The 19,745-nt window shown below is 62.8% G+C and carries 17 protein-coding genes; 11 read left to right on the plus strand and 6 right to left on the minus strand.

Annotated elements, in window-relative coordinates; translation table 11 throughout:
• Window positions 1–14 precede the first annotated feature (14 nt).
• From F4X08_02555 to F4X08_02570, 4 genes are all read left to right on the plus strand, one after another.
• Complete coding sequence (locus tag F4X08_02555; protein ID MYD24677.1) at window positions 15–1,172, plus strand: amidohydrolase/deacetylase family metallohydrolase; 1,158 nt, start codon at window positions 15–17, stop codon at window positions 1,170–1,172.
• Between the two features lie 98 nt (window positions 1,173–1,270).
• Window positions 1,271–3,340, plus strand: coding sequence for a peptide transporter (locus tag F4X08_02560; protein MYD24678.1), 2,070 nt, complete (start codon window positions 1,271–1,273; stop codon window positions 3,338–3,340).
• A gap of 77 nt (window positions 3,341–3,417) precedes the next feature.
• Window positions 3,418–4,464 (plus strand): dehydrogenase, encoded by a 1,047-nt coding sequence (locus F4X08_02565; GenBank protein ID MYD24679.1) that lies wholly within the window; start codon window positions 3,418–3,420, stop codon window positions 4,462–4,464.
• Window positions 4,465–4,481: 17 nt separating this feature from the next.
• Window positions 4,482–5,540: an Ldh family oxidoreductase gene (locus F4X08_02570; protein ID MYD24680.1), complete on the plus strand. Its 1,059-nt coding sequence runs from the start codon at window positions 4,482–4,484 to the stop codon at window positions 5,538–5,540.
• Window positions 5,541–5,619: 79 nt separating this feature from the next.
• On the opposite strand, the gene F4X08_02575 is transcribed toward F4X08_02570, so the two are convergent.
• On the minus strand, window positions 5,620–6,180 hold the full coding sequence (locus tag F4X08_02575; GenBank protein ID MYD24681.1) for a DUF2911 domain-containing protein: 561 nt from the start codon (window positions 6,178–6,180) through the stop codon (window positions 5,620–5,622).
• Window positions 6,181–6,243: 63 nt separating this feature from the next.
• On the opposite strand from F4X08_02575, the gene F4X08_02580 reads away from it, so the two are divergent.
• The 6 genes from F4X08_02580 to F4X08_02605 all read left to right on the plus strand — a co-directional run bounded on the left by F4X08_02580 (window position 6,244) and on the right by F4X08_02605 (window position 13,937).
• Complete coding sequence (locus tag F4X08_02580) at window positions 6,244–7,173, plus strand: RraA family protein (protein ID MYD24682.1); 930 nt, start codon at window positions 6,244–6,246, stop codon at window positions 7,171–7,173.
• 8 nt (window positions 7,174–7,181) lie between these two features.
• Window positions 7,182–8,831 (plus strand): urocanate hydratase, encoded by a 1,650-nt coding sequence (hutU, locus tag F4X08_02585; GenBank protein MYD24683.1) that lies wholly within the window; start codon window positions 7,182–7,184, stop codon window positions 8,829–8,831.
• Between the two features lie 22 nt (window positions 8,832–8,853).
• Window positions 8,854–10,455: a histidine ammonia-lyase gene (gene hutH / locus F4X08_02590; GenBank protein MYD24684.1), complete on the plus strand. Its 1,602-nt coding sequence runs from the start codon at window positions 8,854–8,856 to the stop codon at window positions 10,453–10,455.
• An 85-nt stretch (window positions 10,456–10,540) separates the two neighbouring features.
• Window positions 10,541–11,815: an imidazolonepropionase gene (locus F4X08_02595; protein MYD24685.1), complete on the plus strand. Its 1,275-nt coding sequence runs from the start codon at window positions 10,541–10,543 to the stop codon at window positions 11,813–11,815.
• Entirely contained in the window at window positions 11,812–13,065 is a 1,254-nt protein-coding gene (locus F4X08_02600; GenBank protein ID MYD24686.1) for a formimidoylglutamate deiminase, read from the plus strand. Before F4X08_02595 ends, F4X08_02600 begins: the two co-directional genes overlap by 4 nt.
• A gap of 17 nt (window positions 13,066–13,082) precedes the next feature.
• A complete protein-coding gene (locus F4X08_02605) occupies window positions 13,083–13,937 on the plus strand; it encodes a creatininase family protein (protein ID MYD24687.1) in 855 nt (284 codons plus the stop codon).
• Between the two features lie 24 nt (window positions 13,938–13,961).
• Here F4X08_02605 and F4X08_02610 read toward each other — a convergent pair whose 3' ends face one another.
• The 5 genes from F4X08_02610 to F4X08_02630 form a co-directional block, all read right to left on the minus strand.
• Window positions 13,962–14,846 carry a hypothetical protein gene (locus F4X08_02610; protein ID MYD24688.1) on the minus strand — a complete coding sequence of 295 codons (885 nt, stop codon included), beginning with the start codon at window positions 14,844–14,846 and terminating at the stop codon, window positions 13,962–13,964.
• A gap of 72 nt (window positions 14,847–14,918) precedes the next feature.
• Complete coding sequence (locus F4X08_02615) at window positions 14,919–15,350, minus strand: cupin domain-containing protein (protein MYD24689.1); 432 nt, start codon at window positions 15,348–15,350, stop codon at window positions 14,919–14,921.
• Between the two features lie 44 nt (window positions 15,351–15,394).
• Window positions 15,395–16,273, minus strand: a complete 879-nt coding sequence (locus F4X08_02620) for a hypothetical protein (protein ID MYD24690.1) — start codon at window positions 16,271–16,273, stop codon at window positions 15,395–15,397.
• A 9-nt stretch (window positions 16,274–16,282) separates the two neighbouring features.
• Window positions 16,283–17,041, minus strand: a complete 759-nt coding sequence (locus F4X08_02625) for a class I SAM-dependent methyltransferase (protein MYD24691.1) — start codon at window positions 17,039–17,041, stop codon at window positions 16,283–16,285.
• Window positions 17,038–17,721 (minus strand): class I SAM-dependent methyltransferase, encoded by a 684-nt coding sequence (locus F4X08_02630; GenBank protein ID MYD24692.1) that lies wholly within the window; start codon window positions 17,719–17,721, stop codon window positions 17,038–17,040. The genes F4X08_02625 and F4X08_02630 overlap by 4 nt, the downstream gene beginning before the upstream one ends.
• A gap of 183 nt (window positions 17,722–17,904) precedes the next feature.
• Here F4X08_02630 and F4X08_02635 point away from each other — a divergent pair, with 183 nt between their 5' ends.
• On the plus strand, window positions 17,905–19,311 hold the full coding sequence (locus tag F4X08_02635; protein MYD24693.1) for an aminotransferase class V-fold PLP-dependent enzyme: 1,407 nt from the start codon (window positions 17,905–17,907) through the stop codon (window positions 19,309–19,311).
• Window positions 19,312–19,745 lie beyond the last annotated feature (434 nt).

Consider the following 19,745-nt stretch of genomic DNA (forward strand, 5'->3'; position numbering starts at 1 on the left):
GGAGAGGAGCGGCGATGTACGATTTGATCATCAAAGGCGGCCACGTCATCGATCCGGAGAACGGCATCAGCGGAAGCCGGGACGTCGCCGTCGACGGCGGCCTGATCGCGGCGGTGGAGCACGACATCCCGGCGGAACACGGCCGGAAGGTCGCCCGCGTCCACGGCCATTACGTCACGCCAGGGCTGCTCGACATCCACATGCACGCCTACGGCGGTTACCGGGGGTGGGTGTTCCCCGACGCCCACGTGCTCCCCAACGGGGTGACCACTGTGCTGGATACGGGAGGCGCCGGCTGGAGGAAATTCGAAGACTTCAAGGACACGGTCATCGCGGATTCCACAACCCGGGTCCTGGCCCTGATCAATATCGTGGGCGCCGGCATGGAAGGCGCCGTGGAGCAGGACGTTTCGGAGATGGACCCGGTTCCCTGCGGGGACATGATCAGCCGGTACCCGGAGCACGTCGTAGGGTCCAAGACCGCCCATTTCGGCGGTCCGGGCTGGGAGGCGGTGGACGGCGCCGTCGAGGCAGCCCGGCGAAGCGGCACCATCGCCATGATCGATTTCGCGCCGAAGCCGACCCGGAGCTACCGGGACCTGCTGCTGAAGAAGCTGAGCCCCGGCGACATCCATACGCACCTCTACGCGCAGCACATCCCCCTGCTGGACGAACACGGACGGGTGAACGACTACGTCCGGGAAGCCCGGGACAAGGGCATCCTCTTCGACCTGGGCCACGGCGGCGGCAGCTTCTGGTTCCGCATCGCCGTGCCGGCCATCGAGCAGGGGTTCCTGCCGGATACCATCAGCACGGACCTCCACAAGTACAGCGCCCTGATGCCAAACGCTAGCATGAACACGACCATGTCGAAATGCCTGAACATGGGGATGACCCTGGAGGACGTGATCATGCGCTCCACGCGAAACCCCGCACGCGCCATCCGGCGCCCCGAACTGGGCACGCTGAGCATCGGCGCGGAGGCGGACGTCGCCGTGCTGGAGCTGGAATACGGAGAGTTCGGTTTCGTGGACTCGGGCCATGCGCGCATGCGCGGCGACCGGCGGCTGAGGTGCCTGCTGACGGTGCGGGCCGGTGAGGTGGTCTGGGACCTGAACGGCCTGACGCGTCCGGACTGGGACAAGGCGGGGAAGTACATCAGGACCGAGTAGGCGGATGGGCGAAGGCGGAAGGGTGGCGTAAGTAAATGAGCGAGGAAACAGGGATCCGGGCAAGCGGAAGCACGAACGGATAGGGACTGGGATAGCGAATGAGTGACACCAGCCGGGAACAGCGGGAACAGAGGGAACGGGACGAGAAGGCCGCCGGACAGGACGCGACTTCCAACGGACAGGACGACCGGTGGCAAATCGTGCCGGACAGCCTGCCCTACGAGGACGGGTTCAGCAGCAGGATTATCTGGGCCGCCTTCTTCGTTGGGCTGGTCATGCTCCCGGGGGCGATCTACCTGGAACTGGTGACCGGAAAGAGTTTCGCGGGCGCCGCGGAGTGGGTCACCATCATCATGTTCATCGAGATCGGGAAGCGCCTGTTCATCAAGCTGAAACCCCAGGAAGCCATCATACTCTACTGGCTTGCCGCCGGTCTGGCGGCGACGGGCCTGGGCGCCAGCGGCATGGCGGCCGGATCATCGGTTCACGGCGCGCCTTTCGCCAAGATGATCTGGTTCCAGTATCTGATCCAGTCCCCCCAGGCCGACGGGCTGGCCCAGCTTCTACCCCAGTGGGTATCGCCGCCCCGGGGTTCCGATTCCCTGATCACCCGGACCCTCTTCTCCATGGAGTGGATGGAACCCATCCTGCTGGCCATCCTCGTGTCCATTCTCGGCCTGGTCAACGCCCTTTCGCTGGGATACGTGCTCTTCCGCATCACGGCGGACACCGAGCGCCTGCCCTTCCCCCTGGCGCCCGTACAGGCGGCCGGCGCCACCGCGCTGGCGGAATCGTCGGCGGGCGAGGAGACCTGGCGATGGCGCCTGTTTACCGTCGGCGCCATGATCGGCCTGGGCTGGGGCATACTTTACGTGGTCGTCCCGACAGTATCGGGCGTGGTGCTGACCAAGGGCGTCGAGGTCTTCCCCATTCCCTTCGCGGACTTCACGCCGCGGGTCCGGGACGTGCTGCCCGCGTCGCCCATCGGCATCGGCACGGACATGGCCACGCTCCTGGTGGGTTTCGTCCTGCCCTTCTGGATCGTGGTCGGCACCTTCATCAGTTCTTTCGTCGTCACTTTCATCGCCAATCCGGCCCTCTACCACTTTGGCCTGCTACACAGCTGGGCGCCGGGGATGAGCACCATCCCCACGTCCATCAACAACACCATCGATTTCTGGCTGAGTTTCTCCTCCATCGGCACTTCCCTGGTCATCGGCCTGATCGGTCTGGTCGCCTTCGCCCGCGCCCTGAGGCGAGACCCGGACGGCGCATCCGGAGTCCAGGGACCCCGCCGGCCGCCGCCGGAACGGGGCGATTTCAGGCTGCCCATCCCCATCGCGCTCTGGGCGTTGTCGACCCTGTGCTTCATCGCTCTGGTCTACTACCTCGAACCCACGTTCCCGGTATGGATCTCCGTGGTGTTCGGGTTCTTGTGGACGCCCTTCTTCTCCTACATCGGCGCCCGCATGATCGGCCTCACGGGCTCGCCCTACGGATCGTCCTTCCCCTACGCGAGGGAGGGGTCCTTCTACCTGTCGGGCTACAAGGGCGTGGCCATCTGGTTCGCGCCGGTTCCGCTCTTCGATCACAGCGGCGTGGTCGCGACCTTCCGGCAGCTGGAACTCACCCGAACGCGATTTCCAAGCCTGGTCAAACTGTATATATTGAGCCTGTTGCTGCTTATCGTGTTCAGTTTCCTGTTCTATGCCCTGATCTGGAAACTGGCGCCCATACCGTCCGCGGCCTATCCCTTCGTCGAGAAGATGTGGCCGCTGCAGGCGACGATGGAGACGATCTGGATCAAGTCGACCCTGCCGGGCGGATCGGATGTGATCGGGCAACTCATCAAGTGGGAGTACATCGGCGCCGGGATGGGGTTCACGGTGGCCCTTTACGGGGTCCTGAGCCTGCTCAAGGCGCCGCCGCTGTTGTTCTACGGCCTGGTGGCCGGACTGGGTACGGGGGCCTGGATACACTACACGCTGCCCACGTTCATCGGAGCGATGCTGGGCCGGTTCTATTTCGGGCGGCGGTACGGAGAAAAAAGGTGGCGCGCCTACGCGCCCGTGATCCTGGCCGGATACGGGTGCGGACTGGGACTGATCGGCATGGCCGCCGTCTCCCTGGTGCTGATCGCCAAGTCCACGTCCCAGATCCTGTTCTGAGGTCCCGGACCTCGTTCTGACGTCCCGGATTCTGTTCGGATTAACTCTGATTCGTATCCGAAAGGTACCTGTAGTTTATGCCCGATGATTTTCGCGTAGCCCTGGTCGCCGACCTGCGGGGTTCCGACGGCGGGGTCGTGTTCGACAATTTCGGCGTCGACCTGCTGGACGAAGCCGGGGTCTTTCATGCCTTCCTGGAAGAGGACCGGTCGCCCGTAACCCCGGATCAGCTCGAGGATTTCGACGCGGTGATCTCCATGGGCCAGCCCTACACGCAAGACTCCTTTGCCGGGGTTGAGCGCGTGGCGCTTATCGCCCGGACGGGCGTGGGCTACGACATGATCGATATGGACGCCGCGACGGAGGCGGACGTCATGGTGACGATCACGCCGGAGGCCACGCGCAAGCCCGTGGCCAGCGCCACGATGGCCCTGTTGCTCGGTCTCTGCCATCGGGTGACGATCAAGGACGCCATCGTACGGAACGACGACTGGGATATCCGGTTCGATCACATGGGATGTGAGATCCGGGGCCGCGTGGTCGGCCTGATCGGCATGGGCATGATCGGGTGCGAGGTGGCGCGCATGCTGGCGCCCTTCGAACCATCGGAGATCCTCGTTTCCGATCCAGCTGTGACCGCGGAAGAGGCCTCTCAACTGGGCGTAACGCTGGTGGACCGGGAGACCCTGCTCAGGCGCAGCACATTCGTCACCATCCACTGTCCGTTGAACGAACACACCCGGTACCTGATCGGTTCAAGGGAGCTGCGCATGATGCGGGAGGACGCCTATCTGGTCAACACGGCGCGCGGTGCCATCGTAGACCAGAAGGCACTGGACCAGGCGTTGCAGGAAGGCTGGATAGCTGGCGCGGCCATCGACGTTTTCGAGCAGGAACCACCAGACGCCGACGATCCCCTGCTTTCCCTGCCGAACGTCATCCTGGCGCCTCACGCTTCGTGCTGGACCTACGAGCTGTTTCGGGATATCGGACACGACTGCATGAAGGCGGCCCTGGCCGTTTCCAGGGGTGAAGAGCCTCCCTACGTGGTCAACCGGGCGGTGCTCGAGCGTCCGGGAATGAAGAAGAAACTGGAGCGATTCAGGACACAGAACGCAGGTTAGACCAGGAAAGGAAGATAATGCCCGTAATTACCCCCGAGAAACTGCATCGAATCGGCTGCGAAGTGATGGAGGCGGCCGGCTGTACGGCGGACGACGCCTGCAGCGTCGTAGACCACCTCGTGGATTCCAACCTCTTCGGCCATGATTCCCACGGCGCCATCCGGATCCCGGAATACGTCAAGGCCATCAAGGACGAGGGTCGCTTCAAGGCCCGGGCGGACGTGCGGATCCTGAGGGAGAGCCCGTGCACGGCCGTTGTGGACAACGGCGGCGCGCTCGGCCAGGTGGGCGGTACCGTCGCCATGCAACTGGCCATGAAGAAAGCCCGAGAACACGGTACGGCCACGGTTTCGCTCAGGCGTACCAGCCACGTGGGACGCGTGGGCGCCTATCCGCTCATGGCTGCCCGGGAGGGCCTGATCGGACTGGCCTTCGTCAACGCGGGCCGGTTCGGACGCCAGATCCCGCCCTTCGGCGGTATCGACGGGCGCATCAGCACCAACCCCATCGCTTTCTCCGCGCCTCGCCGGGACGACGATCCTGTCATGGTGGACCTGACCACTTCGGTCGTCGCGGAAGGCAAGGTGCGGGTCGCCGCGAACAAGGGCGTGCGGGTTCCCGAGGGCTGGTTGATCGACCACGAAGGGAATCCCACCACGGACCCAACCGTGATCAAGGGCCCGCCGCCCAACGGCGCCATCCTGCCCATGGGCGGCATCGTCGCCCACAAGGGCTACAGCCTGGGGCTGCTCGTGGAGATCCTGGGCGGCACGCTGAGCGGACAGGGATGCGCGCAGGGCGAGCAGACCGTATCGAGCAACGGGGTGCTCTTCACCGTCTACGATATTTCGTTCTTTACGGACCTGGACTGGTACTACGAGGAAGTCGAGGGGTTGATCCGCCACGTGAAAGCCAGCCGGACGGCACCCGGATTCGACGAGATACTCATACCGGGCGAACCGGAGTTCAGGCTGGCGGCGAAGCGCCGGGAGGAAGGCATCAGCATCGACGACACCACCTGGCAGCAGATGAAGGAAGCCGGGACGCGGGTCGGTCTGAATCCCGATGAATGGTAAGCCCGCTGAAATGAAAAAGGGACAGGAGCATAACTACCCCGGTCCCTTTAGAGATGTTCTTACAGGATAGCGGCGGAAACTACTTGGCGGCGAAACTGCCCTTGAGCCGGTGGGTTCCCCACGAAACGGACAGCCTTCCCTTCCCATCCGAATCCTTGAGCTCCACGGTGAGCCGCTCCACCGATTCGTCGCCCGTGCTGTAACTCAGCGGTACTTCCAGCACGTCGTTCTCCCGGCTGGCGCCCGGTGCGCCCCAGATCCCCACCTCACTGTTGAAGATGAGCGACCACGAATCGCCTTCCACGTGCTTGATCCATGCGCTGTAGGATCCCTTGGCCAGGGTCTGGTCTCCGAACATTAGATCGGCGTCAGAAGCAAAAGTGGTGGACTTGTTGCTGCCGAAGCGCCATACGAATCCTGCCGGCGCCATGGCGAGCATGTCCCTGCCCTTCATTTCGGGACGGCCGTAGTCGATGGATACCTTGCCGCCCGACAACGCGACTTCCGCCATGCCCCGGCCGGGATCCATGCCTTCACCGCCGGCTGGCATGGTTGTCTGGGCATCGGCGGTCCCGCCGCCCAGGGAAGTAAGGGCCATGGCAAGGACCAGGCCGCCGATCATACGGGTAATGCGTAGCATAAAAACCTCCTGAAAACGGTACTTGTTCCGACATCCTTTGAAGCAGGTCGTACGGGCCAAAAAATGAAAAGAATCAACGTTGCTGTCAACGGATTTGCATCGACCCGACGTTGCCCGGGAAACGGACCAGGGCAAAGTCGACACGCATGCCGCGACCAGCCTCGGGAGACGGTAGGCCGGCGGTGTATTTCCCTTGATTTCTGGTTCTTCCCGGTCGATTTTAGCCCGTGGGGCTCTACGTTCAACAACCCCTTCCTGCTGCGACGATTCTATATACGTCCGATAACTGTAATTCTTCAATTTAAAGGAGCTACTGGGATGACCCGTGTAGACGATGCCGTATTGAACGGTCTGGCCGGATTCGACTCGGCCACGGTTTACAACGCCGTGGAGAAAGTGCAGGGCGTTTCGAATGACGATTACACCGGACCGGAGATTCAGTACCTGACGCCTGAATTCGGCGCCGTGATCGGGTACGCCGTGACTTCCGAGGTCACCCCGCTGGACGCCACACCGGCCAATATGAGCTGGTCCGACTACTACGACGTGCTGAACGAGACACCGGGTCCCATGATCGCGGTAATGAAGGACGTCGACACCCGTCCGAAGCGCGCCGCCCTCTTCGGCGACGGCATGGCGCATATCCACAGGAAGCTCGGCGTAGTCGGCGCCGTGGTCGAAGGCTGTGTCCGTGATCTCGAGGGCATCCGGGCAGCGGGTCTGCCTATATGGGGCCTCGGTACGGTATCCGGCCACGGCCCCTTCAACGTGCGGGCCGTAGGCCGGCCGCTTGTGGCCGGACAGTTGCTTGTGCAGACCGGCGACCTGTTGCTCGCCGACGTGGACGGCGTGGTGAAGATCCCGCTCGACATCGCGGAAGACACCCTGAGAAAGGCGAATGAGACCAGGACCTGGGAACGGTCCCACTTCGACATGATCAACAGTCCCGAATTCACCTACGAAAAATGGAAGAACCGGGAATCGCAGGCGTAAGCCGCCTATTGGACCAGATCGTGAAATCACCAACGGGCACCGAGCTGAATTGCAGAAACTGGCTCATCGAAGCGGCCTACCGCATGATCCAGAACAACCTGGATCCGCAGGTCGCCTTCGATCCCGAAAACCTCGTCGTATACGGCGGCAGGGGCAAGGCCGCCCGGAACCGGGAAGCCCTTGAAGCCATCCTGAACGCATTGCGGAACCTGGAACCCGACGAGACCCTCATGGTGCAGTCGGGCAAGCCGGTGGCTGTGTTTCGCACGCACGAGGACGCGCCGCGCGTCCTGATCGCCAACTCGAACATGGTGCCGGCCTGGGCGACGCAGGAGAATTTCGACGCCTGGGAGCGCGAGGGACTGACGATGTACGGCCAGATGACGGCCGGCAGCTGGATCTACATCGGCACGCAGGGCATCCTGCAGGGTACTTACGAGACCTTCGGCGCGCTCGCTCGTAAACACGGTTGGGGCAGCCTGTCGGGAAAGCTCGTGGTTACGGCCGGCCTGGGCGAGATGGGCGGTGCCCAGGCGTTGGCCATCACCATGAACGGCGGCGTGGGCCTGCTGGTGGAGGTGGATCCGTGGCGCGCGCGCCGTCGCCTGGAGCTTCGCCAGGTGGACACCGTGGCGGAGAACCTCGACCTCGCGTTGAGTTGGGTGGACGAGACCCTGGCCGCGGGCGAAGCCCGGTCGATCGCCCTGATCGGAAACGCCGCCGAGGTCCTTCCCGAACTGTTTGGTCGGGGTATCGTGCCTGACGTGGTCACGGACCAGACCGCGGCCCACGATCCCCTCTACGGATACATTCCCGCCGGGCTGTCGCCTGAAGAAGCGCGCCGGTTGCGCGAGCGCGATCCGGACGCCTACCAGGAGCGTTCCCTCGCTTCCATGACCGTCCATGTCCAGGCCATGCTCGCGTGGCAGCGGAAGGGGGCCGTGGTCTTCGACTACGGCAACAACCTGCGGCAGCGGGCCTATGACAACGGGGTGGAGCAGGCCTTCGACTATCCCGGTTTCGTCCCGGCCTACATCCGTCCCCTGTTCTGCGAAGGCAAGGGTCCCTTCCGCTGGGTCGCCCTCTCGGGAGATCCCGAGGACATCTACCGGACGGACCAGGCCATTCTCGAGCTGTTTCCGGAGGACGATCACCTGTTCCGCTGGATCACCATGGCCCGGCGGCACGTGGAATTCCAGGGGCTTCCGGCCCGAATCTGCTGGCTGGGATACGGAGAAAGAGCCCGGGCGGGACTGAGATTCAACGAGCTGGTCGCTTCGGGCGAGGTCACCGCGCCCATCGTCATCGGTCGCGACCACCTGGACAGCGGTTCCGTTGCCAGCCCGAACCGCGAGACCGAGGCCATGAAGGATGGGTCGGACGCCATCGCGGACTGGCCCGTACTGAACGCGTTGATCAACACGGCGAGCGGCGCGACCTGGGTGAGCTACCACCACGGCGGCGGCGTGGGCATCGGATACAGCCTCCACGCCGGGCAGGTCATCGTCGCCGACGGCACGCCCGAGGCAGCCGCGCGCCTGGAGCGCGTGCTCACCAACGACCCGGGGATGGGCGTGGCCCGGCACGTGGACGCCGGCTACGAAGAAGCGCTGGCCGTGGCGAGATCCCGCGGCGTCAAGATCCCCATGATGGACTGAACCTCAAAAGCAGTGATCGAATATGGCTGGTTCACGGAAACCCCCGGTCCATACGGACCCCCTGGCCCTCACCGGCCACGATCTCACCATAGACGACGTGGTCGCCGTCTCGCGGGGCCGAACCGTCGCCATACACCCCGATGCCCTTCCCCGCATGGAACGGTCCCGGGAGGTCGTGGACCGGCTGGTCTCGGAAGGACGGATCGCCTACGGCATCACCACGGGGTTCGGCCGGTTCAAGGACAAGCTGATCTCGGCCGGCCAGGTCGCCGAACTGCAGTTGAACCTGATCAGGAGCCACGCGGCCGGAACCGGTCCGGAACTGGACGAGGAGACCGTGCGGGCCATGCTGGTCATCCGGGCAAATACGCTCGCCATGGGCTATTCGGGCATTCGGACCGAAGTCGTGCAACTGATGGCGGACATGCTGAACGCGGGCGTGCATCCCTGCATACCCGGACGGGGATCCCTCGGTGCGAGCGGAGACCTGGCGACCCTGGCCCACATGTCCCTGGTGCTCATCGGCGAAGGAGAGGCCGTGTGCAGGTCCCGTCGGCTCGACGGCGCATCCGCGCTGCGGGAGGCCGGCCTCCGGCCCGTAACCCTGGGTGCCAAGGAAGGCCTGGCGCTGACGAACGGCACCACGCTCATGGCCGGACTCGGCGCTTTGCTGGTCCACCGGGCGACCCATCTCGCCCTTACGGCGGACATCGCCGCCGCCATGACCCTGGAGGCGCTGGCAGGCACCGACCGCGCCTACGACGCGCGGGTGCACGCCATACGGCCCCACCCCCGGCAGATCGCCTGCGCGGGCTTCCTGCGGGACATCCTGAACGGCAGCCGGCTGCTGCGTTCCGACAATCCGGGCAACGTCCAGGATCCCTATACCCTGCGCTGCGTCCCCCAGGTACACGGCACGGTCCGGGACACGATCGACTACGCCCGGTGGGTGGTGGGCATCGAACTGAACGCGGCGAACGACAATCCGCTGGTCTTCGCCAGCGACGATCCCGCCGACGCGGAAGTCATCAGCGCGGGCAATTTCCACGGCGAACCCATCGCCGTCGCCATGGACAGCATGAAACTGGCACTCGCGGACATGGGCAACATGAGCGAGCGGCGTGCGGCCCGGCTCGTGGATGCCGATTCCAACGAGGGCATTTTGCCCATGTTCCTCACGGACCACGGCGGACTGGAAAGCGGCCTGATGCTCGCCCAGTACACGGCGGCGGCCCTGGCGTCGGAGAACAAGGTGCTTGCCCACCCGGCCAGCGCCGACTCCATTCCGAGCGGCGCAAACACGGAAGATCACGTAAGCATGGGCGCGGCGTCGGTGCACCACACGCTTCAGGTGGTGGAGAACGTGGAGACCATCGTCGCCATCGAATTGATCGCCGCGGCCCAGGCCATCGATTTCAGATGCAGGGAACCCGGGATCACCCCGGAAGCGCTGGGCGCCGGTACCGGCCTGGCATACCGGTTGATTCGCCGGCACGTCCCCTTCCTCGACCGCGACGTCCCGCTCTCTCCACTTTTTGAGACCATACGAGAACTCGTCGCGCGGGGCGATGTGACCGCCGCGGTCGGAGAGAAGGTGGAGATTCCCGGACCGACGCTGGATTGATCCTTTCATCCCCACGGGTCGAACACGTCCCGGCAAGAACGTAAAATTCGATTTGACGTTCGCCGCCGGATCATAGATGAGTAAAATGGAAACCGTAGATCTGTACCTCCACAATGCGGAGCAGGTCGTGACCTGCGCGTCCCGTGGACCGAAGCGCGTCCCGGCCATGGCGGAGGCCGGTGTGATCGAGCGCGGCGCCGTGGCGGTTAAAGACGGGCGTATCCTGGCGGTCGGGCCGGCCGCACAACTGGACGGAACACTCGCGGCCGAACGCGTGATCGACTGCACCGGCCGGTCCATCTGCCCCGGCTTCGTGGACGCCCATACCCACACGGTCTTCGGCGGAGACCGGGCGGCGGAATTCGAGCTGCGGATCAAGGGCGCTTCGTACCTGGAAATCATGGCGGCCGGCGGCGGTATCGTCAGTACCGTCCGGCATACGCGGTCGGCATCCGTGGACGAGCTCGCGCGCTCCGCCACTGCACGCCTCGACGAAATGCTGGCGCTGGGCACCACGACCGTGGAGATCAAGACCGGTTATGGCCTGAGCGCTTCCGACGAACTGAAGATGCTCCAGGTCATCGAAGGGCTCGACCGCGACCATCCCTGCGACATCGTACCCACGTTCCTGGGAGCGCACGCGGTGCCTCCAGAATTCGACGGGAATGCCGAAGCTTACACGCGGTGCGTCATCGACGAGATCCTGCCCGAAGCGGCAGCCTGGCATTCATCGTCCCGGTTCGCGGCACGCGGCGTTCCCATGTACGTCGACGTGTTCTGCGAAGACCACGCCTTCGATCTCGACCAGTCCCGCCGCGTGCTGGAGGCCGGGATCGAGGCCGGTTTCAAGGCTAAATTACACGTGGACCAGTTCAATAGTTTCGGTGGCGTTTCCATGGCCCTGGAACTCGGCGCCGCTTCGGTAGATCATCTCGACGTGACGGGCCATGGTGAAATCGAGATGCTCGGGGGATCCGATACCATCGCCGTACCGCTTCCGGCTGTCAACTTCAACCTGGGCATGACGGACTATGCCGACGCCCGGGCGATGATGGACGCGGGCGCCGCCGTGGCCCTCGCCACCGACCTGAACCCCGGTTCCGCGCCCTGTCTATCCATGCCCGCGGTCATGGCCATCGCCTGCAGGTACCTGCGACTCACTCCGGCGGAAGTGCTGAACGCGTCCACCATCAACGCGGCCCACGCGATCGGGGAGGGCGAGGAGGCGGGCTCCATCGAAGTCGGCAAGCGGGCCGATATCCTCGTGCTGAAGGCGGGAGATTACCGGCATATTCCCTATTTCTTCGGTGGAAATCCGGTGCAGACCGTGATAAAGCGGGGGCGGGTAATGAGCCTATGAACCCAGGGAACGATGCGCCTGCGATTCGTTTCGAAGCCGGCCGCTGGATCATACCTGGCCTGGCCACGGCCCACTCCCACGCCTTCCAGCGCGCCCTCCGCGGGCGGACCCAGCGGCGCACGACACGGGCCGGGACCTTCCGGGGCTGGCGGGACGAGATGTACCGGCTGGTCCAGGGGATCGGACCGGACGACCTGTACGCGATTTCCCGTTTCGCCTATACCGAACTGGCGATGTCCGGAGTCACGGCCGTCGGGGAGTTCCACTACGTGCATCACGGCCCCGGTGGGCGTCCTTACGAGGTACGCACCGAACTGGCGGACGCCGTGGTTCGCGCGGCCCTGGACGTCGGCATCCGTATCTGCCTGATCCGAACGGCCTACCTGCGAGCCGGTTACCGGCAGTCCGCGGTACCCGCGCAGGAGCGATTCATCGACCCGTCGATCGATCTCGTGATGCAAGACCTCGATGACCTGCGAACGCGTTACGCAGACGATCCTCACGTGGCCGTGGCCGTGGCCGCGGCCGTTCATAGTGTTCGGGCGGTGCCGATACCCGGGATTCGGACGCTGGCCGCGTACGCGGACGAGCACGATATTCCCTTCCACATGCACGTCAGCGAACAACGCGGCGAGCTGGAGGAATGCAGGGCGGAGCACGGGACGACGCCCGTGGCGCTGCTTTCCAATGAAGGCGTGTTGTCCCCGCGCTTCGTGGCCGTGCATGCCACGCATCTGGAGGACCCGGAAGTCTCCGCACTGGGCGAAAACCACTCTTTCGTGTGTATTTGCCGTACCACGGAAAGGGATCTCGGCGACGGACTCCCGCCCACGTCCGGACTACTTGACGCCGGCGCGCGCCTCTGTGTCGGCGTGGACAGCCACGCCTGCGAGAACGCCTTCGAAGAAGCGAGGGCCGTGGAACTCGACGAACGGTCCCGCCTGGAGAGGCGACACGCCACGGCGGAGGGACGGGATCTGCTGGACGCGGCTACGAGACAGGGCTACGCGGCCTGTGGATTGGAACCACAGTGGCAGGAGGATCGAGTCCATCTGGATGGGAACGATCCGTCCATCGCCGCCATCGACCTGGATTGTGCACCTGACGCGATCTTCTTCGGCGCCACGCCCAGGGCGGTAGAATCAGTCGTCGTTGCGGGGCGGCAGATCATAGCCGAGGGCTGTCACGCCCAATACGACGAGACATTGGCGCTGTACCGCAAGTCACTGAAAAAACTGCAGTTGATTTGAATCAGAAGGAGGTTTTAATGGCATCGATCAAGTATGACTACGCGGAGATGATCTGGAACGAGGTCAGAGACGCCGCGGCCCAGGACCGGGTCGCCCTGCTGCCGGTGGCGACCTACGAGGACCACGGACCCCATCTGCCGGTAGACGTCGACGTGGTCCTGGCGACGGAGATCTGCCGGCGCGCCGCAGCCCGCATCCCGGAAGAGGTCGTCCTCGCCCCGCCGGTGACCCACGGCTACAGTCCCCATCACATGGATTTCCACGGGACGATCACCATTCGGTGGGACACCTTCATCAACTACGTCCGGGACGTATGCTGCAGTCTGGCCTATCACGGTTTCAAGCGCATCCTGATCATCAACGGCCACGGGAGCAACACCTCACCCCTCGACCTGGCCGCCCGCCTGTCCGTGATCGATTTCGAAGGACGTATCCTGTGCGCCAGTGCAAACCACTGGGGACTGAGGCTGGCGAGGGAGACGGGTAATGCGCTCCGTGATTCGGACTACGGCGGGACGTCCCACGGCGGGGAATACGAGACGTCCCTCTACCTCGTCCTGAAACCCGACCTGGTCGAGATGGGCAAAGCCGTGGACAACAGGAGCCCGCTGCCCGACAGTTTCAAGACGGATCTCCTGTCCGGCGGCCATCCCGAGGCTTCCGACGCCCGCCTGGTACCCTACTGGAGTTCGATTTCACCCAGTGGGGTCATGGGGGACGCCACCAAGGCGACGAAAGAGAAGGGCGAGAAGTTCCTGGAGGCCGCCATAAACGGCGTGATCGAACTGATCCGGGAGTTGCGCAAGACGCCCATACTGGCGAGGCGCGTCCAGCACGGGGATGTGCCGGATACGAAGTGGAAGATGACCTAGGGGATTGCGAGCGACAACCCCCACTCAGCCCCGCGATGGCTCGCTCATGGTTTCCCGGGCCTGGCGGCTCAGTTCCGGCAGGTGATCGTCATTGGCCATGACCTGCTCGAGGTGACGCAATCGATCGGGGGAAGCGGTTCGCAGCATTGCCGGACCGTACGCTTCGTCCAGCCAGAAGCGGGATGCGCCGCTGATGTAGTCGCGCAGTTCCGGGATGAGATGCTCGGGATAGCGCTGGCACAGGTTCATGGTGAACATCCGCCGGCGTCCACCGCCGCCGAACGAGGCGTGCTTGGTATTGTGGTTGAAGCAAACGATGTCACCTGGACGGGTCTCCAGCGCCATGGCCGGCACATCCCGTGGATCCGTATCCCACAGAGACGAACTCTCTCCGACGTTTTTCTGCAATGCGTTCCCATAAACGTCATCCCGCTTGTGACTGCCGGGAATGACCCGCAGGCAGCCGGTGTCCCGCGTCAACGTATCCAGGTAGAAGGCGATCTTGATATGCAGGATTTCGGGATGCCATCCATCGGAGTGCCACCTCGTATCGCCGGCATAGTAGTTACCGTCGCTGCCCATGTAATTGAAATCGTCGCCCAGGAGACTGGTCGCTATCCCCCGGATCCGTTCGTCGTCCAGCAGCGAGGATAACCGGTCATGCTGGTCGATGAACGGTACGATGCAGGAGCGTTCCTTGCCGTCATGAGGCTGCCCGTGGTGCCCGCCTCCGCGTTCTGTCCAGACCTCCTCGAAGTCGTTGATGATGTCGTCGATGCGATCATCCAGCAGACCCGGGAATCCCAGGTATCCGAACGTATCGAAGAAGGCGAGTTGCTGCGCAGTAAGATAACTCATGACCTTATCCTCCTTGACCGGACAAGCCGGCTTTACCCGGCAAACCAGCATGTCGCGGGGTCATCGATCGAGACGTTCAGCGGTCCGCGAGCGTCAGTGTCACAAAACATGATCCTTCTCCGTCTACGGATTGGGAGGAGAGGTGCAGATGAGTACGACCAGGGTTTCGGTACCGGTGTTTTCTATACCGTGCAGACACCAGGGCGGAAGATAGACGAAGTCGCCCTTTTTCACGTCACGTTTATAATTCGCGAAGGTCATTTCCCCCGATCCCTCGAGGATGACATAGGTCTCTTCGGTGGGATGCGAACCTGGTTCAAGAATGACATGGGGCGGCACGTAAAACAACACCAGCCCCATGTTCTCCGCGGGGGCGTTGGGATTCACCGGATGCACCACTCTGACCCCCAGCCCGTTGCATCCCGGATAGACGACCGGCACACCGTCCTGGGCGTTGACGATCATGGGATCCGGTGGCGTCTCCGGTTTGGGAATGTCGGGGATTTTGGCCTGGTCTTCACTGGTGTATCCTTTGAATTCGGTGATCTTCGCCATGTGATGAGCGCTCCTATGCTTTTGCAGCTGGGGCGATTTTTGTGTTAACCGTCACGTCTCGACGTGTATTCGAAATCGAACTCCAGTGTATCGCCCAGAGGCACGTAGCCGATTTTCTGATAGATGTGGTTGGAGGCCGGGTTCGACAGGTCGGTATGCAGGTTACAGAAACTGTACCGGCCCGCAAGCAGTTTCTTCGTCAACGCGTAGACGCACGAAGTCGCGTATCCCCGGTTTCGTAACGCGGCAGGAGTGTAAACCATTGTGACGTTCGTACCGTTTTTCATGGCCCGCGACTGCCTGGCGATCGACACCGGTCGATCGTCCTCCCAGATGTACAGATTTCTCTCCGCGATGTACTTTTCAGCGTTGCGTTCCGCCTTCCCCGGTCCGGCATCCTCCCCGACCGCTTCCCGCGTGAACGCCGCGACCCACTGCGCCATCAGGCGTTGGTCCGCCATTTCGGCCGGCCTCAGCCTGCCCGGGGCGAGCGGCACGTCGATCACGCTTCGAGCCTCGAATACCCGCAGCCGTTTTCGCGGTATCGCTGAACACCCGGGGAAAGTCCTTATCCACTGACTGGAAAAGTTCCGGGCTTCAGCCTCCGGTCCCACTACGCCCGGCACCCGTACCTTCCCACTTTGCAGGTGCCGAACAAGCCGGTACATGGCACCATCGATTTCCGTGTCGTGTATGCTCAGGACGAGTCTGTAGGGCGGCGACCTGACCGCTACACCCACCGGATCGCCGCTTTCCAGAATGCTCAGGAGCAGCGGCGGATCGTCTCCGTAGTAGTACGGATCAACGGCCAGCGTGTACGCCAGGCCCAGGGGCAGGTTGTTCTCGCTCTCGCGTTTTTCCAGGTAGGAACCGGACAGCGCCAGAAGTTCACGGGCGTGACCATGTTGCACGATGTCGTACATGACGCGGCCTCAGGACAACTCGTACCGGATCCACCACCAGTAGTTGCCGATATGCACCATGAGGTTTTTCGACAGGGGCTCGAATATGCGCCTCAGTTCGTCTTCCGTTGGATCATTCTCGACCATGACGAATTCCGAACCATCGGACAACTGTCTTGTCGTGAACTGGTCCGCGTGACCTTCGGCCCTGAAGAGCCTGCTCACGGCATCGGGACTCGTCGGCCTGGACGACCGCATGAACACGACAGATCGCTCCTCGAGCCGTGCGTGGAAGCCATGCAGAAACTCCGCATGCCTCGAAGAAGGACAGGTGTGCAGAAACCCCGCCGCGAAACCACCGTCAAAACGCTCGCCTGGCGCGATGGATCCAAGGTCGAAGGCGTCGCCGACCAGGTAGTTTACGTTGGGCGGGTTGTCGTTTCCCGCGGCCAGGTTCAGCATGTTGGGAGCGATCTCTACCCCCGTGACAGACACCGCGGTTTCTGCGATTTCCCGGGTCGCAGTTCCCGTGCCGCTCGCTACCTCGAGCACTCTCCGGCCCCGCATGGCCTCCTGCGATTCCCGGACCATCCTGGCCTGTTCGGGGGGCAGATCAGGCGCGGGCCCCCGGGGGATCTTGTGCGGCATGTCGCCGTGGACCTGGCGCAGGTTGTAATACTCGATGGTCGCCCGATGCAGGTTCTCCGGTTGCAGATTGTCCGGATCCGGCACTGGCCCGCGACCGTGCAAATCCGGCGCTGGTCGACGGTCGCGCGTTTTCCCGCTCATTGGCGCACCGTTCCCGTGACGGCGAGGTAGAGCTTTCCGTCGTATTGCACGGTGAAATCCATTTCGCAGGTATCGGACATCCGGTCGAAATCGGCCCCGTCGAAGTACCGCTTGTAGATCTCGAATTTCCGCCCGTCATTGAGGGTACGTACCGTGGTGCCTTCCTTGGGCCGGGATCCGCGGAACCGCGTCCAGTTGGAGTCCAGGATGAGCACGCGGCCGCCCGGATTCAGTGCGTTTCGCAGCCCCTTTAGAAAAAGGTATATCTGGCTGTCCGTGACGTGGCTGAGAAAGAACCCCACCAGTACGGAATCGAAGGACCGGTCTTCCAGCGTCACCTCGAGGGCGTCGGTCTTCATGAATTGGGTGATCGGCTCGACGCCATGGGCGCGCGCCTTCTCCCTTCCCTCCCCGAGCATGTTCTCCGACTGGTCCACGAGCGTGATCGCCGAACAGTTTGCCGCGTAAAACTGTAGCCAGTAGCCCGTTCCGCAGGGGATATCCAGGACGCTGCCGCGACAGTGTTCCCGAACGAGATTCCCCAGGGACCGGGCCTCTTTCTTGTACAGCTCCGGATCCGTAACCGTACCGGGCGGCCGGCCCAGCGTGTAGATTTCGTCAAACTCGGCCGCCCGTTCGTTGTAATACTCGTTCATGCTTTGCCGCAGGCGTGGGTCCATGGATGCATCACTTTTAAGGTCGAAGCTACAGGTTGTTGTGTGATGTCTTGAATGTCCTGGGAATCCAATGTGTAAAACTGTTTATTACGCAGTCAAGGATGCATTCCCTACGCAAGCACCGATCCGAAGCCAGGATGCTGGATTGAGGATGCCGGAAGCCCCGAGAATCAAAGGAGTTTTGTCATGAGATCGGAAAACAATGCAATCGACCTTCCCACGGGACGCCGGAATACCATGGAACGGCGGCATTTCCTGAAAACCGCGGGCGTGACGGCCGGACTGGCCACGTTCCTCGGCCCCGATTCCTTCCGGGGCGTCGAGGCCGCGGTTAGTGAAATCGCGGATCTCACGCCGCAAGAGGCCGCCCGTGACGAAGGGCTCTGGCGCGAAGTCAAGCGGGCATTCACCGTGGACCGCAGCCTGATCAACCTGGATAACGGCTATGCCTGCCCTACGCCCCGCGTCGTCACCGAAGCGTTCATTCGATACATATGGGAACAGGAACAGAACCCGTACGGGGTGTTCGTTGACATGGCCAGGGACCGCATGAGTACCGTGAAGAAGTCCGTGGCACGGCAGTTCGGGAGCAGCCCCGATGAAATCGCCCTCGTACGCAACACCACAGAAGCGCTCAAGACGGTCCTGTACGGCATCCCGCTGAACCGGGGTGACGAAGTCCTCACGACGACCCATGACTATCCTTCCCTGGTGCGGGTCGTTCGGGATCGGGAGAAGAAGGAAGGGATCAAACTGGTCGAGGTGCCCGTACCGTATCCCGCCGGGTCTCTGAAAGACCTGGTCAAGGTCATCGAAGATGGCATTACATCGAGGACCCGCGTGATCATGGTGTCCCACATCACGTACACCACCGGACAGGTGTTTCCGATCCGGCAGATCTGCGACCTGGCCCATCGGCACGGGATCGAAGTCGTCGTGGACGGCGCCCATGCCGTCGCCCAACTGGATTTCAAGGTCTCGGACCTGGATTGCGACTATTACGGAGCGAGCCTGCACAAATGGCTCAGCGCGCCGAAAGGGACCGGCTTGCTGTACATGAAGCGCGAGCACGTCGAGAAGATCGAGCCGCTGTACGGCCCGACCATGAGTCTCAGATTCAACCCCCTGACGAGCATGCAGAAATTCGAATCCGTCGGTACCCAACCTCTACCGCCGTTCCTCGCCATCGGCGAGGCCGTCGCTTTTCACAACGCCATCGGACCGAAGCGCAAGGAAGAACGGCTTCGGTACCTGAAGAATTACTGGGCGGAACGGCTTCAAAGCCATCCCCGGATACGGCTATACACCCCGACGACCCCCGAAATGAGTTGCTGTATTGCGGGGGTCGGTATCGAAGGGGCCGATCCGACCGGTATTCGGGACTACCTTTGGAATGAACATCAGATTCGGACATCCCGGGGCCGGTACGACCGAGAGGACACCGGTCGAACGTGGGTTCGTATCACGCCGAATCTGTACACCACGCTGTCTGAGCTTGATTACTTCGGCGACGTGATGGAAGAGGTGGCGGACAACGGCCTGCCGGATCCGTACAGCGAGTACACGTTCGATCCGAGTATAATGCGCAGGTAGGATCTCCTCTGAGAGGCGGCAGTCCGTCACCCGATGTTTGAAGTGGCTTAAGGTGCCCCAGGGCATTGCTCACGGTCGCAAAAATACCTTGCAACGGGGTAATCCCGGTCTTATCATTTTGAATCATTATAACAGTTTCCAAGACGAAAATAATCGGTACATTTCCCATACCAGAAATTTGTACTGCGATTCCCGGTATAGTCAAGGTACCGGCCCGGATTCGGTTGCCGGACGGCCGTGAGATGCACGAACAGGAACCTTCACGGCTCAATTGATGACGAGGAAGCGTATGAGTGGGCGTGACGGTAAAGGTCAATCAGGGGATAGGCCCGGGTCGCCTGCGCCGTTGTTAACGCGGAGGACCATGTTGCGCCGCGGCCTGGCGGGACTGCTTGTGGTTTCCTGCGCGGGCTTGAAGGACGCCGGTACATTTT

It is taken from the genome of Gemmatimonadota bacterium (assembly GCA_009841265.1).
Classification (GTDB): domain Bacteria; phylum JAAXHH01; class JAAXHH01; order JAAXHH01; family JAAXHH01; genus JAAXHH01.

Excerpts from the sequence above, each read along its gene's own strand:
- F4X08_02555 (MYD24677.1), top strand. The coding sequence starts at position 15 with ATGTACGATTTGATCATCAAAGGCGGCCACGTCATCGATCCGGAGAAC.
- F4X08_02560 (MYD24678.1), top strand. The coding sequence starts at position 1,271 with ATGAGTGACACCAGCCGGGAACAGCGGGAACAGAGGGAACGGGACGAG.
- F4X08_02565 (MYD24679.1), top strand. The coding sequence starts at position 3,418 with ATGCCCGATGATTTTCGCGTAGCCCTGGTCGCCGACCTGCGGGGTTCC.
- F4X08_02570 (MYD24680.1), top strand. The coding sequence starts at position 4,482 with ATGCCCGTAATTACCCCCGAGAAACTGCATCGAATCGGCTGCGAAGTG.
- F4X08_02575 (MYD24681.1), bottom strand. The coding sequence starts at position 6,180 with ATGCTACGCATTACCCGTATGATCGGCGGCCTGGTCCTTGCCATGGCC.
- F4X08_02580 (MYD24682.1), top strand. The coding sequence starts at position 6,244 with ATGAAAAGAATCAACGTTGCTGTCAACGGATTTGCATCGACCCGACGT.
- hutH (MYD24684.1), top strand. The coding sequence starts at position 8,854 with ATGGCTGGTTCACGGAAACCCCCGGTCCATACGGACCCCCTGGCCCTC.
- F4X08_02595 (MYD24685.1), top strand. The coding sequence starts at position 10,541 with ATGGAAACCGTAGATCTGTACCTCCACAATGCGGAGCAGGTCGTGACC.
- F4X08_02600 (MYD24686.1), top strand. The coding sequence starts at position 11,812 with ATGAACCCAGGGAACGATGCGCCTGCGATTCGTTTCGAAGCCGGCCGC.
- F4X08_02605 (MYD24687.1), top strand. The coding sequence starts at position 13,083 with ATGGCATCGATCAAGTATGACTACGCGGAGATGATCTGGAACGAGGTC.
- F4X08_02610 (MYD24688.1), bottom strand. The coding sequence starts at position 14,846 with ATGCTGGTTTGCCGGGTAAAGCCGGCTTGTCCGGTCAAGGAGGATAAG.
- F4X08_02615 (MYD24689.1), bottom strand. The coding sequence starts at position 15,350 with ATGGCGAAGATCACCGAATTCAAAGGATACACCAGTGAAGACCAGGCC.
- F4X08_02620 (MYD24690.1), bottom strand. The coding sequence starts at position 16,273 with ATGTACGACATCGTGCAACATGGTCACGCCCGTGAACTTCTGGCGCTG.
- F4X08_02625 (MYD24691.1), bottom strand. The coding sequence starts at position 17,041 with ATGAGCGGGAAAACGCGCGACCGTCGACCAGCGCCGGATTTGCACGGT.
- F4X08_02630 (MYD24692.1), bottom strand. The coding sequence starts at position 17,721 with ATGGACCCACGCCTGCGGCAAAGCATGAACGAGTATTACAACGAACGG.
- F4X08_02635 (MYD24693.1), top strand. The coding sequence starts at position 17,905 with ATGAGATCGGAAAACAATGCAATCGACCTTCCCACGGGACGCCGGAAT.